Annotated in this window: 16 protein-coding genes; 2 read left to right on the top strand and 14 right to left on the bottom strand. The window is 63.4% G+C overall.

The annotated features are described in order from the left end of the window. Positions 1–224 precede the first annotated feature (224 nt). The 14 genes from ABWV42_RS02190 to ABWV42_RS02125 form a co-directional block, all read right to left on the bottom strand. Complete coding sequence (locus tag ABWV42_RS02190; RefSeq protein ID WP_502930933.1) at positions 225–1439, bottom strand: glycerophosphodiester phosphodiesterase family protein; 1215 nt, start codon at positions 1437–1439, stop codon at positions 225–227. 161 nt (positions 1440–1600) lie between these two features. Then, positions 1601–2155 carry a CvpA family protein gene (locus ABWV42_RS02185; RefSeq protein WP_255105446.1) on the bottom strand — a complete coding sequence of 185 codons (555 nt, stop codon included), beginning with the start codon at positions 2153–2155 and terminating at the stop codon, positions 1601–1603. A 32-nt stretch (positions 2156–2187) separates the two neighbouring features. Then, positions 2188–3555 carry a DNA repair protein RadA gene (radA, locus tag ABWV42_RS02180; RefSeq protein WP_353338704.1) on the bottom strand — a complete coding sequence of 456 codons (1368 nt, stop codon included), beginning with the start codon at positions 3553–3555 and terminating at the stop codon, positions 2188–2190. 17 nt (positions 3556–3572) lie between these two features. After that, the gene (locus ABWV42_RS02175; RefSeq protein WP_353338703.1) at positions 3573–4001 is read right to left on the bottom strand and encodes a paraquat-inducible protein A; all 429 of its coding nucleotides are present in this window, start codon (positions 3999–4001) and stop codon (positions 3573–3575) included. A gap of 322 nt (positions 4002–4323) precedes the next feature. Further along, positions 4324–5070 (bottom strand): ABC transporter ATP-binding protein, encoded by a 747-nt coding sequence (locus ABWV42_RS02170; protein ID WP_255105452.1) that lies wholly within the window; start codon positions 5068–5070, stop codon positions 4324–4326. Beyond that, on the bottom strand, positions 5067–5516 hold the full coding sequence (locus ABWV42_RS02165; RefSeq protein WP_353338702.1) for a hypothetical protein: 450 nt from the start codon (positions 5514–5516) through the stop codon (positions 5067–5069). The genes ABWV42_RS02170 and ABWV42_RS02165 overlap by 4 nt, the downstream gene beginning before the upstream one ends. Then, positions 5513–6295 carry an MlaE family ABC transporter permease gene (locus tag ABWV42_RS02160; RefSeq protein ID WP_255105456.1) on the bottom strand — a complete coding sequence of 261 codons (783 nt, stop codon included), beginning with the start codon at positions 6293–6295 and terminating at the stop codon, positions 5513–5515. Before ABWV42_RS02160 ends, ABWV42_RS02165 begins: the two co-directional genes overlap by 4 nt. Then, complete coding sequence (gene alr, locus ABWV42_RS02155) at positions 6292–7326, bottom strand: alanine racemase (RefSeq protein ID WP_353338701.1); 1035 nt, start codon at positions 7324–7326, stop codon at positions 6292–6294. Before alr ends, ABWV42_RS02160 begins: the two co-directional genes overlap by 4 nt. A gap of 107 nt (positions 7327–7433) precedes the next feature. Then, entirely contained in the window at positions 7434–8381 is a 948-nt protein-coding gene (locus ABWV42_RS02150) for an isopenicillin N synthase family dioxygenase (protein ID WP_353338700.1), read from the bottom strand. 10 nt (positions 8382–8391) lie between these two features. Next, positions 8392–9342 (bottom strand): hypothetical protein, encoded by a 951-nt coding sequence (locus ABWV42_RS02145; protein WP_353338699.1) that lies wholly within the window; start codon positions 9340–9342, stop codon positions 8392–8394. Further along, complete coding sequence (locus ABWV42_RS02140; RefSeq protein ID WP_255105464.1) at positions 9342–10829, bottom strand: replicative DNA helicase; 1488 nt, start codon at positions 10827–10829, stop codon at positions 9342–9344. The genes ABWV42_RS02145 and ABWV42_RS02140 overlap by 1 nt, the downstream gene beginning before the upstream one ends. A gap of 253 nt (positions 10830–11082) precedes the next feature. Further along, a complete protein-coding gene (locus tag ABWV42_RS02135) occupies positions 11083–11763 on the bottom strand; it encodes an orotate phosphoribosyltransferase (RefSeq protein ID WP_255105465.1) in 681 nt (226 codons plus the stop codon). A gap of 71 nt (positions 11764–11834) precedes the next feature. After that, positions 11835–12878: a dihydroorotase gene (gene pyrC, locus ABWV42_RS02130; RefSeq protein ID WP_353338698.1), complete on the bottom strand. Its 1044-nt coding sequence runs from the start codon at positions 12876–12878 to the stop codon at positions 11835–11837. Positions 12879–12963: 85 nt separating this feature from the next. Beyond that, on the bottom strand, positions 12964–13911 hold the full coding sequence (locus ABWV42_RS02125) for a phosphoadenosine phosphosulfate reductase (protein ID WP_353338697.1): 948 nt from the start codon (positions 13909–13911) through the stop codon (positions 12964–12966). 179 nt (positions 13912–14090) lie between these two features. Between ABWV42_RS02125 and ABWV42_RS02120 the strand changes: the two genes are divergently transcribed. Next, a complete protein-coding gene (locus tag ABWV42_RS02120; protein WP_255105473.1) occupies positions 14091–14999 on the top strand; it encodes an AAA family ATPase in 909 nt (302 codons plus the stop codon). 39 nt (positions 15000–15038) lie between these two features. Beyond that, a complete protein-coding gene (locus tag ABWV42_RS02115) occupies positions 15039–16295 on the top strand; it encodes a vWA domain-containing protein (protein ID WP_353338696.1) in 1257 nt (418 codons plus the stop codon). Positions 16296–16319: the final 24 nt, after the last annotated feature.

The following is a 16319-nucleotide window of genomic DNA, read 5'->3' as shown; positions in this document are numbered from 1 at the left end:
CCGGATGCGAAGGTGCGTTTCGTCGGATGTGCGACGACCCCTTCGGCAGGTGGCATAGGGCTGGACAAGGTGGGTGCTCCGAATCCGTGTGGCGTGTTTCGAGGCCCCTCTTAAGGGGTCGCGCGCAGTATGTCACGAAAGGATCACAATCAGAAGTGTCGCGGTGTTGTGCATATTCGACGCGGCCCCGGAAAGGGCCGCGTCCGTGATCACATCAGGTGGGATCAGTTCAGATTCATGCAGCTTGCATAGTAGGTGACTGTTGCGGGCCAGTCCGAGAAGATGCCTTCGATTCCCACTTCCTCATGCAGGGCGTGCAGCATGGTGAAGTAGTCGGCGTCGGTGTCGATGGTTTCCTTGACCGACTGGAAGTACCAGCCGCCGCCGTTGGTGAGCGGGCCGGAGCGTTCGAGGGTCCAGGTGACGATCTTGAGACCGGCATCCTTGGCTGCTTTGGTGTAGGGCGAGGCAACGATCTTGTCGCCTTCGGTGGTGACCAGCATCCACATCGGCGGGGCGATGTAGTTCACGCCCATATCCTTGAGCTCCTGCATGGAAGGCTCAAAGGTGGCGGGGTCCATGTGGTCGAAGGTTTCGACGTTGTAGCGACCGTCGAGGAAGACCGCCTGCTTGCCGAATTCGGGCTCGTTCTTGATCCAGTAGAGCACGTCGTCGAGGTTGAAGGACTGGGCAAAGACGTCGCTGGCAGGGATGCCGGCGGCCTTGTATTCGTCGATCAGCTTCTGGGCGTACATTTCCTGGGTGAAGCCATCAAAGGGCATTTCGACCGAAGGGGATTTCAGTTCCGGGGTGAACTTGGCACCCAGCGATTTGAACAGTTCGATCGACTCGGCGTGGGTCATCAGGGTGCCGTCTTCGACCGAGTAGAGATCGGTGCGCCAGTTGGCGGTGCCGTCCATGTAGGCCTCGACCGTGGTGGCCGATTTGTCGGCGGCGTCCATCTTGCCGCGCAGGGTGCGGAATTCGGCCAGGGTGATTTCCGAGGTCCGGCATTCCGCCTTGGCGTTCTGGTCGCCAGAGGCCGGTGCGAAAGGCGCGATGCAGGTGTCGGCCAGCGGGCTGGCGAGGATGTTGGTGGTGGTGTGCAGGTCGTTTTGGGCGTGGCGGCAGACCAGTTCCTTGTCCTTGGTAAAGGTCACGTCACATTCCAGGATGCCGGCACCCATGCGGGCCGCTGCACGGTTGGATTCAACGGTGTGCTCGGGGAACTGCAGGGGGGCTCCGCGGTGACCGATGGAAAAATCGGTGCGCTTCAGGGGGGTGGTGGCGCAGGCGGCGAGCTGTTGTTTCAGCTCACCTTCGGGCATGCGGTCCACGAGGTAGAGCGGGCGCGGGCCGACGTGGATGTCGCTGGCAGAAGCGAGGGTCGCCATGGCGGTGAAGGCCGTGGCAGTCAGGGCTGCAAATGTTGGTTTCATGAGGAACTCCATTGTCGATGGACAAGAGATCATCCTGAAAAGGCACAGGCAGATGACGCTTTTCTAACCAATCGGTAAAACCAATGCGGAGGTATTTTTTTACGTTGCGCAAAGAAAAAGGCCCGCGCGGGGCGCAGGCCTTGAAAGCGATGGGGCGGGTTTTATTGACCGCAGACGCCAACCAGCTCTTCGTATTGGGTTGTGATCCAGCCAAGGGCCTGCGCCGGATCGCGGTCTTCGATCTGGTCGGTCATGCGGCTGAAGACGGCGGCCGAGCGGCTGTCGTCGACCATGGGGATGGCCTGCGAGGTGGCAATGGTTTCGTAGACGAAGAAGGCGATGGCGACGAGAAGAATGCCGCGCAGCACACCGAAGAGGAAGCCGAGCCCCTGATCGATGCCACCAAGCGCCGAGCGTTGCACCAGCGAAGAAAACAGCGGGGTGAACAGCGAGACGATCACCAGCGACAGGGCGAAAACGATGGCGAAGGAGGCGATGATCGAGAGTTCGCAGCTGTCGGCGAGGTATTCGCCAACGACCGGGATTTCCTTGACCAGCGGTTCGACCTGCGGGGCGAACATGAAGGCGAGGATGGCGGCGGCGATCCAGCCGACGATGGCCATGCCTTCGCGGACGAGGCCGCGGCTGTATGCCAGCAGTGCCGAGATGATGATGACGCCTGCGACAACGCCGTCGATAACCGTGAAACCTTCCATACCTGTCCCGTCCCTGTTGCCGCCTGTCGCGGCTATCCTGCTCCGAACACGTCCCCGACAAAGCCTGCCAGATCGCCAACACGGTTGAGGCTCATGCCGTCAATTGCCGGTGATTTGCCGCCTTTCGGAGCGATTGCCGTTGTGAAACCAAGTTTTTGCGCTTCTTTCAACCTGTTTTCGGTCTGGCCGACGGCGCGGAGGGCACCTGAGAGGGAGATTTCGCCAAAAACCACCGTATCGGCGGGCAGGGCGCTATCTTCGCGGGCAGACAAAAGGGCGGCTGCAACTGCAAGGTCGGCGGCGGGTTCGTTGATCTTCATGCCGCCCGCGACGTTGAGATAGACGTCGAGACCGGTGAAAGGAATGCCGCAGCGGGCCTCGAGCACGGCGAGGATCATGGCGAGGCGGCCGCCGTCCCAGCCGACCACCGTGCGCCGGGGTTGCGAGTGTGGCGAGGGGGCGACCAGAGCCTGAAGTTCGATCAGTACGGGGCGGGTGCCTTCGATGCCGGCAAAGACGACCGAGCCGGGCGAGGGTTCGCCGCGGTCGGACAGGAACAGGGCGGAGGGGTTCAGCACCTCGCTGAGGCCACCGCCCGTCATTTCGAAGACGCCGATCTCATCTGCGGGGCCGAAGCGGTTCTTGACGGCGCGCAGGATGCGGAACTGGTGGCCGCGTTCGCCTTCGAAATAGAGCACCGTGTCGACCATGTGTTCGACAACGCGGGGGCCGGCGATCTGGCCTTCTTTGGTGACGTGACCCACGAGGATCACGGCCATGCCCTTGCGCTTGGCAAAGGAGGTCAGCTCGTGGGCGGCGGCACGGACTTGCGAGACCGATCCGGGGGCAGAGCCGACGTTGTCGGACCACATGGTCTGGATCGAGTCGATGATGGCCAGCTGGGGTTTTTCCGCCTCCAGCGTGGTGAGAATATCGCGCAGATTGGTTTCCGAGGCGAGCTGGACCGGGGCCTCGGTCAGGCCAAGGCGCTGGGCCCTCATACGCACCTGGGCCGAGGCCTCTTCGCCGGAAACATATATTGTTTTCAGACCACTACGGGCGAATTGTGATGCGGCCTGCAAGAGCAGCGTCGACTTGCCGATACCCGGATCACCGCCCACGAGGATGGCGCTTGCCGGCACCAGTCCGCCGCCGAGGACGCGGTCGAGTTCGCCAAGGCCGGAGTGGGTGCGGGGGGGCGGGGTTTCCTCGGTCCGCAGGTCGGTCAGCGGGATGGTGCGGCCCTTGGCGGTGCCAAGGGCGGTCGAGGAGGGGCCGGAGGAGAGCGGGGTCTCTTCCGAGATGGTGTTCCATTCGCCACAGGCCTCGCATCGGCCGGACCATTTAGAGGTGATACTGCCGCAAGCGGAACAGGAGAACTGGGTTTTTGATTTTGCCATGTTCTCGTTTTGCCCCCTTATCGGCGGCGCGTCAAATGGCTTATCGCGATAGAGGCGAGAATTGCGCCTGTAAAGACGTAAAGACCCCAGCCTGTCTGTACCGTGACATGGCCCGCGCCTTTGACGATGACCACGTAGAGCGCGATCAGGAAGACATCGGCCATCGCCAGTTTGCCAAGGATTTCAAGGGCCGGAACCACCTTGCGCCGCATCAGGCCGAAGTGGACCAGCGCGAGACCGATGGTTTTCATATAGGGCGCGAAGATGGCGAGGAAGGTGACCAGCAGGGCCAGCGCCGGATCGGTGTCCCACAGCGATTGCAGGCCGGAGATGATGGAGATTTCGCTGAGGCCGAAGATCGGCAGGAGTCCCGCGTGCAGCAGCGGGGCGAACCATGCGATGGGAAACAGGACCAGAAGGGCGAGGTTGGCAATGCGGAGCGTCATGTTGAAGAGCTAGGCCGTGGGGTGACAGCGCGCAAGGGGGAGGATTGCGTGCGTCGGTGTCATTTCCGGGGGAATCAGGGTTAACGCGTTGGAAGCACGGGATTTTGTGCTGCGGTATCACGTCGGTATTACGTCGGTATTGCGGAGGTGCGATCTGCCGGGGTTTGCGGGGTTACCGGGCCGTGCGGTGGCGGCGAGGTTAACGAAGTGTCGCGGTGGCATTGGCGGCGCCGGGCGGGATAGAGCCGTGAGGGCCGCGTTTGGGGCGCCTCCGGCGGGAGTATTTGGGGTGCATTGAAGCCTGTACCGGTCAGGGACCGGTTTAGCGTACCGCCTCGATCGGGCCTTCGGCGCTGCCGGAGATGAACTGGGTCAGGTAGGGATCGCCGGAATTGTCCATGTCGGCGACGGGGCCGGTCCATTGGATGACGCCGTCGTGCAGCATGGCGACCTTGTCGGCGATGGCGCGGACCGAGGACATGTCGTGGGTGATGGTCATGGCGGTGGCGCCCATCTCGACCACGATTTCGCGGATCAGGTCGTTGATGACGCCGGACATGATCGGATCAAGCCCGGTGGTGGGTTCGTCGAAGAAGATGATTTCCGGCTCGGCGGCGATGGCGCGGGCGAGGCCGACACGTTTCTGCATGCCGCCGGAGAGTTCGGAGGGGAAGAGATCGGCCACATCAGGCGTGAGGCCGACACGGCGCAGTTTCTCGATGGCGATGTCGCGGGCTTCGTCCTTGGGGCGTTTCAGCGAGCCGCGCAGCAGGCGGAAGGCGACGTTCTGCCAGACGGTGAGGCTGTCGAAGAGGGCACCGCCCTGGAACAGCATGCCAAAGCGGGCGAGGAAGGCATCGCGGTCGCCCTTGGTGGCGTCCTTGCCATCCACCGTGATGGTGCCCTGATCGGGGGACAGGAGGCCGAGGACGCATTTCAGGGTCACCGATTTGCCGGTGCCGGAGCCGCCGATGATGACCATGGATTCGCCCTTGGGGACGTGCAGGTTGACGCCGCGCAGAACCTTCTTGGGGCCAAAGGCCTTGTGGACGTTGTCGAAGGTGATCATTGCGAGACCTCGCAGGGTTGGGGCGGCTCTTGCGGTTGGGTCCAGGGGCGCTGGGTTGTCTGGTGACTTCTGCGGGCGGTGAGGGCCGTGGGGTCGGTTTGCGGATCGCCGGTGAATGTGACCACGTAGCAGGTGGCGTGGTGGTTGCGCATGCCCCTGGCGCTGTTGCTGATGCCGAAGTGTTTCTCGGCCCAGGTTTCCTTGTGGTGGGTTTCAAGGCTGCAGGAGGTTGTGGTGCAGAAGAAGCCGAAGTCCTGCAGGCGGGCGATGGCCTCGGGGCGGGAGCGGCCGGAGAGGTGTTTTGCGAAGGCCTTGTTGAGGGCGGTCTCGCGGCTCTCGTAGTCCTTGTAGAAGTTGTAGTGCACTAGCACGGGATCGAGGCCCGACGGGGGCGGGCCGCAGGCGGCGAGGGTGCCGAGGGCAAGGAGGGTGAGGCCGCGGTTCATGACACGAAAAAGATCGAGGTGAGCAGGAAGTTGGCGGCGAGGATCAGCACGGCGGCGGCCTGAACCGAGGCCTTGGTGGCTGCGCCCACGCCCTGAGCGCCGCGCCCGGAGTGCATGCCGAAGTAGCAGCCCATGGTGGCGGCGATGCCGCCGAAGACCGAGCCCTTGATCAGCGAGGAGATCACGTCGGAGCGTTGCAGGAAGTCGACGGTGTTGGTGATGTAGGTGGCCGGGTTGAAGCCCAGTTGCTGGGTGCCGACGACAAAGCCGCCGAAGATGCCGATGATGTCGCCGATGCCGACCAGCGCGGGCACCACGAGGAGGGCGGCCAGCACGCGGGGGGCGGCGAGGTATTTCATGGGGTGGGTCGACAGGGTGGTCAGCGCGTCGATCTGTTCGGTTACCTTCATGGTGGCGATCTCGGCGGCGATCGAAGAGGTCACGCGGGCGGCGACCATGAGGCCGACAAGTACAGGGCCAAGCTCGCGCACCATGCCGATGGCGACGATCTGGGGCACCACGGCTTCGGCCGAGAAGCGCGAGCCGCCGTCGTAGATTTGCAGTGCGAGGGCGGCGCCGGTGAAGATGGCGGTGAGGCCGACCACGGGCAGCGACAGCCAGCCGATGTTGAGAAGGGCGACGGCGAATTCGCGGCCATAAAAAGGCGGGCGGAGGATGTGGGTGAGTGCGGCAAGCGCAAAGAGCGCGACACGCCCGATTGTGGCAAAGACGCTGATGGTGGCGCGGCCGAGGGCCGCTAGGGGCGTCACGAGGATCATGACTTGTACCGCCGGTAATAACGTGCGCCCATCGAGGTGAGGATTTCATAGCCGATGGTGCCGGCCCAGTCGGCCAGGGTGTCGACCGACTGGTGCTGGCCGATCAGTTCCACGGAGGCGGGATCGCTGGTGGCGTCGGTGATGTCGACGCCGATCATGTCCATCGAGATCCGGCCGATGATCTTGCAGCGGGTTTCCCCGGCGTGGACCCAGGCTTCCCCGCCCATGCCGCGGATCAGGCCGTCAGCGTAGCCGGCGGCGATGGTGGCAACGCGAGAGGGGCGTTCGGCGGTCCAGGTGTTGGAATAGCCGACGGTTTCGCCGGGGGCGACCTCGCGCACTTGGATCACAGGGATGTCGAGGGTGACAACCGGGGTGGCTTCGACATAGGGCATGCCGCCATAGAGGCCGACGCCGGGGCGGGTGAGGTCGAAGTGGTAGTCGGGGCCAAGCAGAATCCCGCCGGTGGCCGCCAGCGAGCGGGGCACGTCGAGGCCGTCGGTCATTTCCCGGAACACCGCAAGCTGGTGCGGGTTCATCGGGTGTTCGGGATCGTCCGCACAGGCAAGGTGCGACATGATCAGTGTCGGGCCCTGTTCGATCGCGATGTCGCGGACGGCGGCCCATTCGTGGGGCTCCATCCCGAGGCGGTTCATGCCGGTATCAAGCTGGATGCCGAAGGGCGCGCCGGGCAGGGCCTCGAAGTGGCGCAGCATCTGGTCGAGCGAGTTCAGCATCGGGGTGAGTTGCAGATCGGAGATCATGTCGGTGTCACCGGCCATGTGACCCGAGAACACACAGATTTCCGGCCCCGGACCCAGCGCCTGGCGCAGGGCGGCGCCTTCTTCGGTGGCGGCGACAAAGAACTTGCGGGCGCCCGCATTGGCCAGAGCGCGGGCGACGCGGTCGGCGCCAAGGCCATAGCCGTCGGCCTTGACCACGGCTGCGGTCTCGCAGGCTGTCATTGCATCCAGTGCCCGCCAGTTGGAGGTCAGGGCGTTGAGGTCGATTGTCAGTGTCGCGGTAGCCATGCGGTCGTTTTTGACGGTGTTGGGGACAAGGTCAAGGGGAAAGCGGGCGCATGGGAGAAAGGGTGCCGATGACGCGACTTCCCTGCGTCAATGGCGGTGCCGGGGTGTCATGTCGTGGTTGGTTTATGGGCATCATATGCGGCTTCGAGTTCGCCGCGCAGGAAGGTATCAAAGCGGATCGGATCAAAGCGGGGTGTGCCGGTGCCGGGCAGGGGCGCGATGGTGGTGGCGACGTTGGGATCATAGAAGAACGGGCAGGAAAAGCGTTCGCGGCCAGAGCGGTTGATCACGCGGTGTGGTGTGGAGAGCAGGCGACCGTTGCTGAGGCGGTGCAGCATGTCGCCGACGTTGACCACGAAACTGCCGGGGATGCGTGGGGCATCGACCCAATCGCCGCCGGGGGTGCGGACCTGAAGACCGCCGACATCGTCCTGGGCAAGGATGGTGAGGCAGCCGAAATCGGTGTGCGGGGCCGAGCCATAGAGATCGTCTGGTGCGGCGGCTGGTGACGGCGGGTAGTGCAGGAGGCGCAGCCAGATGGTGGGGGTATCGAAGGCGGACATGATCGCGGTGTCGGTTACGCCCGCGGCCTTGAGGGCGACCTGCATGAGGGCATGGCCGAGATGGGAAAGCTGTTCGGCATAGGCGGTCAGCGTGTCGCGAAAGCCGTCGAGGTCTGGCCATTGGTTTGGGCCGGAGAGGTACAGGTCTGGATCGGCGGCGCTGTCTTCGCGCATCATCATGAAGCTGGCGGACTGGTTGGGTTTGGTCACATCGGCCAGTTGCGAGTTCACGTCGGTCGAGCTGTCGATGGGGATATAGCCGCGATGGGTGCGGTCTACCTTGATCGCAAGTTTCTGTGCCATCGGAAGGGCGTGGAAGCGGCGGGAAGCTTCGAAGACCGCGTCGACCAGTGCGGGGTCGATGCCGTGGTTGACGATATAGCCAAAGCCCGTTGTGCCATAGGCGGCGCGGAAGTCCGAAATGAGGGTGGTCTGGTCGCCCTCGTGCAGGGCGCTGGCGTCGATCACGGGGATTTCGGTGAATTCGGTCATGGGGCTCTCGTCAGGTTGGCGTGTCCAGCGCGGCGCGGGCCGTCGGGAGCAAGGTTTCGATATGGGCGCGGGCCGCGTCAAGAGAGATGGCGGGTGTGGCGGTGGTTGTGATCGGTTCTGAGAACAGGGTTGTGCGCCCCTTGGTCCACGTGGCGCAGGTGCGGGCGTTGTCGTCGGCAAATTCCGCAAGCATTGCGGCGCGCTCTTCGGGAGTGAGGCAATCGTTGCTGGCCAGTGTTTTACCAGAGGGATCGGCGATCAGGGCGCGGATCAGGTGGCGACGGACGGGTGGTGTCAGGTCGGAGAAGGTGCCAAGCGCCTGACAATAGGGCAGGGCGAGCGAGGCGTTGGTCTGTCCCGAACCAAGCGCCTCTGTCGGAGGGGTGTGCCAGCCGATATGGTGGGCGAAATCCGCCACCACGTTGCCTCCCGGAAATTCGCTGCGTTCGTAAGGCACGACGATCAGGTTTTCGCGGCCAAAGGCGGTGTCAAAGGCGTCGAGGATCGGGGCATAGGCGAGGCGGTCGCCCAGAAAGGCACGATAGGCGGCGACATCGCCCTTGAAACGCCCGCTCTTGAGGTGCTGTTTGTACATCGCCTCGAAGTATTCGTCTTGCCTGCGCAGGTAGACAATCACGCGGGTGCGGGCGCGTTGCGGGGCGGAAAGGAAGCGGGTGAAGACCTGCGCGACTTCGGGGCGCAGGAACATTTCGCAGGACAGGATATGGGTGTGGTCGGGGTTGGCCTTGAGTTCCTCGCGCAGGCGCAGGAAGGGCGGGCGCGGGCGGTTGGCGACAAAGGCCTGCCACATGCGGTTGTGCGAAATGTGGTTGCGCCCCGCGGTGGCAAAGCGCAGGCCGCTTTGGGCAAGGCTTTGGGGACAGGCGTCCAGGGCGGATTGAATGGCCGTGGAGCCTGTCTTTTGCGAGCCGATGTGCAGGATCAGCAGGGGGCGTGACATCAGAAGCCTTCGTCTGCGCCGTCCTGCTGCCAGGGTTTGACGAGGTTGCCGAAGCGGGTGAAGCGGCCCTCGAAGGAGAGTTCCACGGTGCCGATGGGGCCGTGACGCTGTTTGCCGAGGATGACTTCGGCCTTGGCGTGCAGGCGTTCCATGCGCTCCTGCCAGGCGGCCATTTCCTCGAGCCGGTCATCCGAGGGTTTTTCCCGTTCCACGTAGTATTCTTCGCGGAACACGAACATCACCACGTCTGCATCCTGTTCGATCGAGCCCGATTCACGCAGGTCTGACAGCTGCGGGCGTTTATCGTCGCGGCTTTCCACGGTCCGTGACAGCTGGGACAGGGCGATCACCGGGATGTTCAGTTCCTTGGCGATGGCCTTCATGCCCATCGAGATTTCGGCGATCTCCTGAACCCGGTTGTCGGCGGTACCGCGGCAGAGCTGGAGGTAGTCGATGATCAGCAGATCAAGGCCGTGGGTCCGCTTGAGGCGACGGGCACGGGCCGCCAGCTGCGCGATGGGCAGGGCGGGGGTGTCGTCGATGTAGAGCGGGCAGGCCTCGAGCGATTTGGCGGCATCGACGAAGCGGCGGAACTCGGCCTCGGTCATGTCACCTTTACGGATCTGTTCCGAGGGGATTTCGGCGGCCTCGGAGAGGATACGCGATGCCAGCTGTTCGGCGCTCATTTCGAGCGAGTAGAAGCCGACCACGCCGCCTTCGACCGCGCCTTCGGAGCCGTCGGGCTTGATGCCCTTCTTGTAGGCCTTGGCGACGTTGAAGGCGATGTTGGTGGCCAGCGAGGTTTTCCCCATCGAGGGACGACCGGCGAGGATCAGAAGGTCGGAGGGATGCAGGCCGCCGAGTTTCTTGTCAAGGTCGATCAGACCGGTGGAGATACCGGCGAGGCCGCCGTCACGCTGATAGGCGGCGTTGGCGGTGTTGACCGCTTCTGTCACCGCTTTCAGGAAGGAGACGAAGCCCCGCTCGGTCTGGCCCTGCTCGGACAGTTTGTAGAGCGCCTGCTCGGCCTGCACGATCTGTTCGCGCGGCTCGAGTTTGATATCGGCCTTGCGTGCCGAGGTCGAGATGTTGTCGCCCAGACCGATGAGTTCACGGCGGATCGCCATGTCATAGATCATCTGCGCATAGTCGCGGGCGGCGAAAGACGAGATGGCGGCCCCGGCCAGACGTGCGAGGTAGGCGGGGCCGCCCAGCTCCTTCAGACCCTCGTCATCTTCGAGAAAGGCCTTCAGCGTTACCGGCGAGGCCAGCGCGTTCTTGGCGATGCGGGCGGCCGCGATTTCATAGATCCGAGCGTGGACGGGATCGTAGAAATGGTCGGCCGTGATCACCGAAGCGACGCGGTCGAAGATGTCATTGTTGGTGAGGATCGCCCCCAGAAGCTGCTGCTCGGCCTCGATGGAATGCGGCATCGGATCGGCGTCTGTCGACTCGCCGGTCGGATTGATAGCTGCGATTTCGTTCATTTTTTACTCACTGTCCCTGAGGGAGAGTTCTACGGAAGTTTAACGGGATTTTCCACGTTGAAAGTCTTGTGGAAAACCGGTGCTGAACCTTGTGGATAGAATTGTGGATAGCACAGATTGCACCAGATTTCGAGTGTCTGGAGTGAGTTTCCACAATATCTGGCCGGCAGCCTGTGATTCTGCGGAGGAGTTCTCCACAGAATATTAACAGGCCGCGATCAGAAAATTTGCGCTAGGTGTGGCTGACCGAGGGTCAGCCTTTCTTGTTGGCTTCCTGCCATTCGCGGGGCGATTTCAGGAAGTTTTCAACTTCTGCAAGGGTTTCCTCGGAAAAGGCCTTTTGGGCGCGGGCCTCGGCGAGGACGTCCCACCAGGTGCAGAGATAGTGCAGATCAACGCCGTGATCGCCCAGTGTCTTCGTGGTTTCGGGGAAGATGTCGTAGTAGAAGATCACCGCGGTGTGACCACAGGTGGCACCGGTGTCGCGGATGGCGTCGACGAAGCTCAGCTTGGAGCCGCCGTCGGTGGTGAGGTCTTCGACCAGCAACACGCGTTCGCCTTCGCTCATGGCACCTTCGATGCGGGCGTTCTTGCCATAGCCTTTGGGTTTCTTGCGCACGTAGGTCATGGGCAGGGCCATACGTTCGGCTACCAATGCGGCAAATGGGATGCCCGCGGTTTCGCCACCGGCGATGTTGTCGAAGGCCTCGAAGCCCGCGTTGCGCATGACGGTGACAGTCAGGAAGTCCATCAGCGTGCTGCGGATGCGCGGGAAGGAGATCAGCTTGCGGCAGTCGATATAGGAGGGCGACGGCAGGCCGGAGGCCAGGGTGTAGGGCTCATCGGTGTTGAAGTTCACCGCGCCGATTTCCAGCAGCATACGCGCGGTCAGGCGGGCGATTTCTTCTTGCGAGGGATAGGAGGTGGGGATCATCTGTCTGTCCTTTGTGGGGGCAGAATTTTCGCGAAAATTCTGCCTTTGGGAAATTCTTATAAAAGAATTTCCTATGAGGTGACGCTCCAGTAGAGCGGGAAGCCGGGGTCGAAGACGGTGACGGTGTGCTCGCCCGCCTGCAGGGCCTTGGGGTAGGTCACTTCGGTGTCGCCCTTGGTCAGGGTGATGGTGTCCGTGTTGACCGGCAGGCCGTAGAAGGCGGGGCCGTGCAAGGAGGTGAAGCCTTCGAGCTTGTCCAGCGCGCCGGCCTGTTCGAAGGTCTGGGCAAGGATCGACAGGGCGTTGGGGGCGGTGAAACAGCCCGCGGCGCAGCATTCGGCCTCTTTGGCGTGGGTCGGGTGCGGGGCGCTGTCGGTGCCGAGGAAGAAACGTGTGTCGCCCGAGGTGGCCGCGGCCATGAGGGCTTCGCGGTGTTCGCGGCGTTTCAGGATCGGCAGGCAGTAGTAGTGCGGACGCATCCCGCCCACCAGCATGTCGTTGCGATCCAGGATCAGGTGCTGGACCGTGATCGTCGCGCCAAGGTCCTTATCGTTGGCCAGCACATAGTCTGCGCCGTTCTTGGTGGTGATGTGTTCCATCACGACGCGCAGGCCCGGTGTGGCCTTGCGGATCGGGTCGAGGACGCGGTCGATGAACACGGCTTCGCGGTCGAAAATGTCGATGTCGCGGTCGGTGACTTCGCCGTGAACACAGAGCGGGCAGCCGATCTCGGCCATCTTCTCGAGCACGGGGCGGACCTTGTCGAAGTTGGTGACACCCGAAGAGGAATTGGTGGTGGCCCCGGCCGGGTAGAGCTTGACCGAGGTGACAAGTCCGCTGGCGTGGGCGGCGGCGACGTCTTCGGGATCGGTGTCCTCGGTCAGGTAGAGCGTCATCAGCGGCTGGAAGGTCATGCCTTCGGGCAGCGCGGCCATGATGCGCTCGCGGTAGGCGGCGGCCTGTGCACCGGTCACGACGGGCGGAACCAGGTTCGGCATGACGATGGCACGGGCAAAATGGCGGGCGGTTTCCGGCAGGACGGTCTGCAGGATGGCGCTGTCGCGCAGGTGCAGGTGCCAGTCGTCGGGGCGGGCGATTGTCAGGGTGGTGCTCATGCTTTTGGGCCATACACAAAAGCGATGCGCCGCGCCAGTGGGGCGGTGCGAAAAAGCGCCGATTTTCGGGGGGGTGTTCTGTGCGTCAGCCCGCCAGTTTGCCGCGCGAGGCTGCGTTTTCCAGCAGTTCCAACTTGCGTCGGAAACGGGGGGCGTCAAGGCGTTGAACGACGTTGGCGCAGAGGTAGGCCTTGAGCAGCGGGCGCTTCTGTTTCTCGATGGCGAGAAGCAGGCGGTCGAGGTAGGGCACATGGGTGCGGCGCGCGCGGAACAGGCGGTGGGCGGCGCGGGCATCCAGTTCGCCCTTGCCGGCCTTGGCCAGCAGGCGGAACAGGATCTGCATCTCGAAGAAATCATCCTCGAGGCGGTCGCCCATGTTGGGCAGTGGCAAGAGCGTGGTGTTCTCGGCGCGGAACAGGGCGGCATGGATCGCGTCTTCGCGCTCCATCGGGTCATAGCAGATAAAGACCTTTTCGGCGGCCTCGGTCATGTCGGGAGCATAGCCGTAGCGGGTGGTGAAAGAGGTCTTGCGCATGTTGCGGAAGCGGGTGTCCCAGCCGGTCAGTTGCGGATCAAGGGTGGCCTGGGGTTGCAGGGCGACAACCGTGGCACCGGGGGCGCAGACCGAATAGGTGGCGGCGGCATAGGCACAGCCGGGGCCGGCACCGTAAAAGATCACGCGTTCGAATTCGTCGAAAAAGCCATCATCGACGAGGCGGTCGAAATAGGCAAAGACCGCCGGATCGCGGAACCAGCTTTGGCCTTCGGACAGGATGCACAGGTGCGACCAGCCCAGTTCGCGCACCAGTTCAAAGCCCAAGGGCTGGCCGGTGTCGGCGCGGTCTTGAATCGATTCGATGGTTTCAAAGGTCACGAGCAGCAGCGGCTTGTCTTCGACAAAGGTGCTGTGGTGATGCGCGCCAAGCGGCTGGTAGTAGCCGTGTTCCTCGGCAATTTCTTCCAGTTTTTCAATCCACTCTGCGGGTTTCAATCCCAGCATGGGGGTATCGAAACCGTTTGGTGCGTCTTGCATGCTCTTAACCCTTTCCCCCACGTCACTTGGCGAATACGCCGATGGGGATACCTTTTGATTTATCACTATTGGGACATTGCGGCGAAAATTGGAAATTTTGCCAGCAATGCAGGGGCTTCAGCGCCTTGACCGCGGGGGCGGGCATCGGGCAGCCTTTGAAGCGAGAGAGAGGGGGCAGGATGCAGGATTTCAATTCGATAGACGCGGTGCAGGCGGCACTTGGCGAAGAGGGCTATGTCTGCGGGCGGTCGCTTGCGACGGTGGTGTTCCTGTCGCTGCGCCTTGGGCGGCCCCTGTTCCTTGAGGGGGAGGCGGGCGTTGGCAAGACCGAGATTGCCAAGGCGATTGCGGCGGCGCTGGGCCGTCGTTTGATCCGGTTGCAGTGTTATGAGGGGCTGGATGCGTCAAGCGCGGTTTACGAGTGGAACTTTGCCGCGCAGATGGTGGCGATCCGCACGGCAGAGGCGAGCGGCAGCGCGGATCGCGAGGTGTTGAACGCGGAACTGTTCGGGCCGGACTACCTTGTGGAGCGGCCCCTGTTGCAGGCGATGCGGCCTGATCCGGCGGGCGCGCCAGTGTTGCTGATCGACGAGCTGGACCGCACGGACGAGCCGTTCGAGGCGTTTCTCTTGGAGGCGTTGAGCGATTTCCAGGTGACGATCCCGGAAATCGGCACGATTGCAGCGCCCGAACCGCCGATCGTGATCGTGACGTCGAACCGGACGCGCGAGGTGCATGACGCGCTGAAGCGGCGGTGTCTCTATCATTGGGTAGACTACCCCGATTTCGAGCGCGAGATCGCGATCCTTCAGGCGCGGGCACCGGAGGCGGCAGAGGCGTTGAGCCGCGAGATCGTGGCCTTTGTCCAGCAGTTGCGCACCGAAGACCTGTTCAAGAAACCCGGCGTGGCCGAGACGATAGACTGGGCCAAGTGCCTGTTGGCGCTGGATGTTCTGACGCTGAGTCCGGAGGTGATTGCCGATACGCTTGGTGCGGTGCTCAAGTATCAGGACGACATTGCCAAGCTACAGGGATCAGAGGCGGGGCGGCTTCTGGATCAGGCGCGGGCCAGCATGGAGGTGGCCTAGTGTGCGCGTTCTGCATGTGGTGCATGCGAGGCGTCTGGCATGGCTGAACATATCCCCCTCGAGTTGCCGGATGCGCCGAAGCTGAGCCACAACATCACCTATTTCGCGCGGGCCCTGCGCAAGGCGGGGCTGCCGATCGGTCCGGGGCGTGTGATTGATGCGATCCGCGCGGTGGAGGCGGCGGGGTTCACGCGGAAAGAGGATTTCTACTGGACGCTGCATGCCTGTTTCGTGTCCAAGCCCGAGCATCGTGCGGTCTTTGCGCAGGTGTTTCGCCTCTATTGGCGCGATCCGCGGTATCTCGAGCATATGATGGCGATGATGCTGCCTGCGGTGCGCGGGGTGCAGGAAGAGCGCACGGCACAATCCGCCGAGAAGCGGGCTGCCGAGGCGCTGTTGGACGGGGTGGAGCGCGATGCGCCGGATGTGGCGCAGGAAGAGGGTGGCAGCGAGATCGAGGTGGACGCTTCGTTGACGATGTCGGCCGAGGAACGCTTGCGGACGCTGGATTTCGAGCAGATGAGCACGGATGAGGTGGCGCGGGCCAAGCGGATGCTGGCGAGGCTGGCGCTGCCGGTCAAGCCGATCCCGTCGCGGCGGGGCAAGGCGGATGCGCTGGGCCGGCAGGCCGACTGGCGGCGCACGCTGCGGGCGGCAATGCGGCAGGGGGGCGACATCCGGGCGCTGGCGCGCAAGAGCCCGCGACCGCGCTGGCCGAACCTCGTGGTGATTTGCGATATTTCGGGTTCGATGAGCCAGTATAGTCGGATGGTTTTGCATTTTCTCCATGCCGTGGCCAATCAGAAGGGGGCGGGATGGGCCAAGGTGCACGGGTTTACCTTTGGCACGCGGCTGACCAATATCACCCGCCATCTGGCGACCCGCGACGTGGATGCCGCATTGCGGGCGGCGGGGTCGGAGGCGCAGGACTGGGAAGGTGGCACGCGGATCGGCGCATGTCTGCATGATTTCAACCGCGACTGGTCGCGGCGGGTGATGGGGCAGGGGGCTGTGGTGTTGCTGATCACCGACGGTCTGGATCGCGGGACGCCGGAGATGCTGGCCAAGGAGATGGAGCGGCTGCACCTGTCGTCGCGCCGCCTGATCTGGTTGAACCCCCTGCTGCGCTGGGAGGGTTTTGCGCCCAAGGCGCAGGGTATCCGCACGATGCTGCCGCATGTCGACAGTTTTCGGGCCGGGCATTCGATTTCGACGCTGGAAGAGCTGGCCGAGGCAATCTCGCGGCCCGATGATGTGGGCGAGAAGGCGCGGCTGTTGGCGGCGGTGGGGGAGTGACTGCCTAGGCAGGTGCAGCCCGGC

Source organism: Pelagimonas sp. KU-00592-HH (genome assembly GCF_040369695.1).
Classification (GTDB): domain Bacteria; phylum Pseudomonadota; class Alphaproteobacteria; order Rhodobacterales; family Rhodobacteraceae; genus Shimia.
The sequence above is the reverse complement of the archived record's forward strand: the minus strand, read 5'-3'. Positions and strand labels throughout refer to the sequence as shown.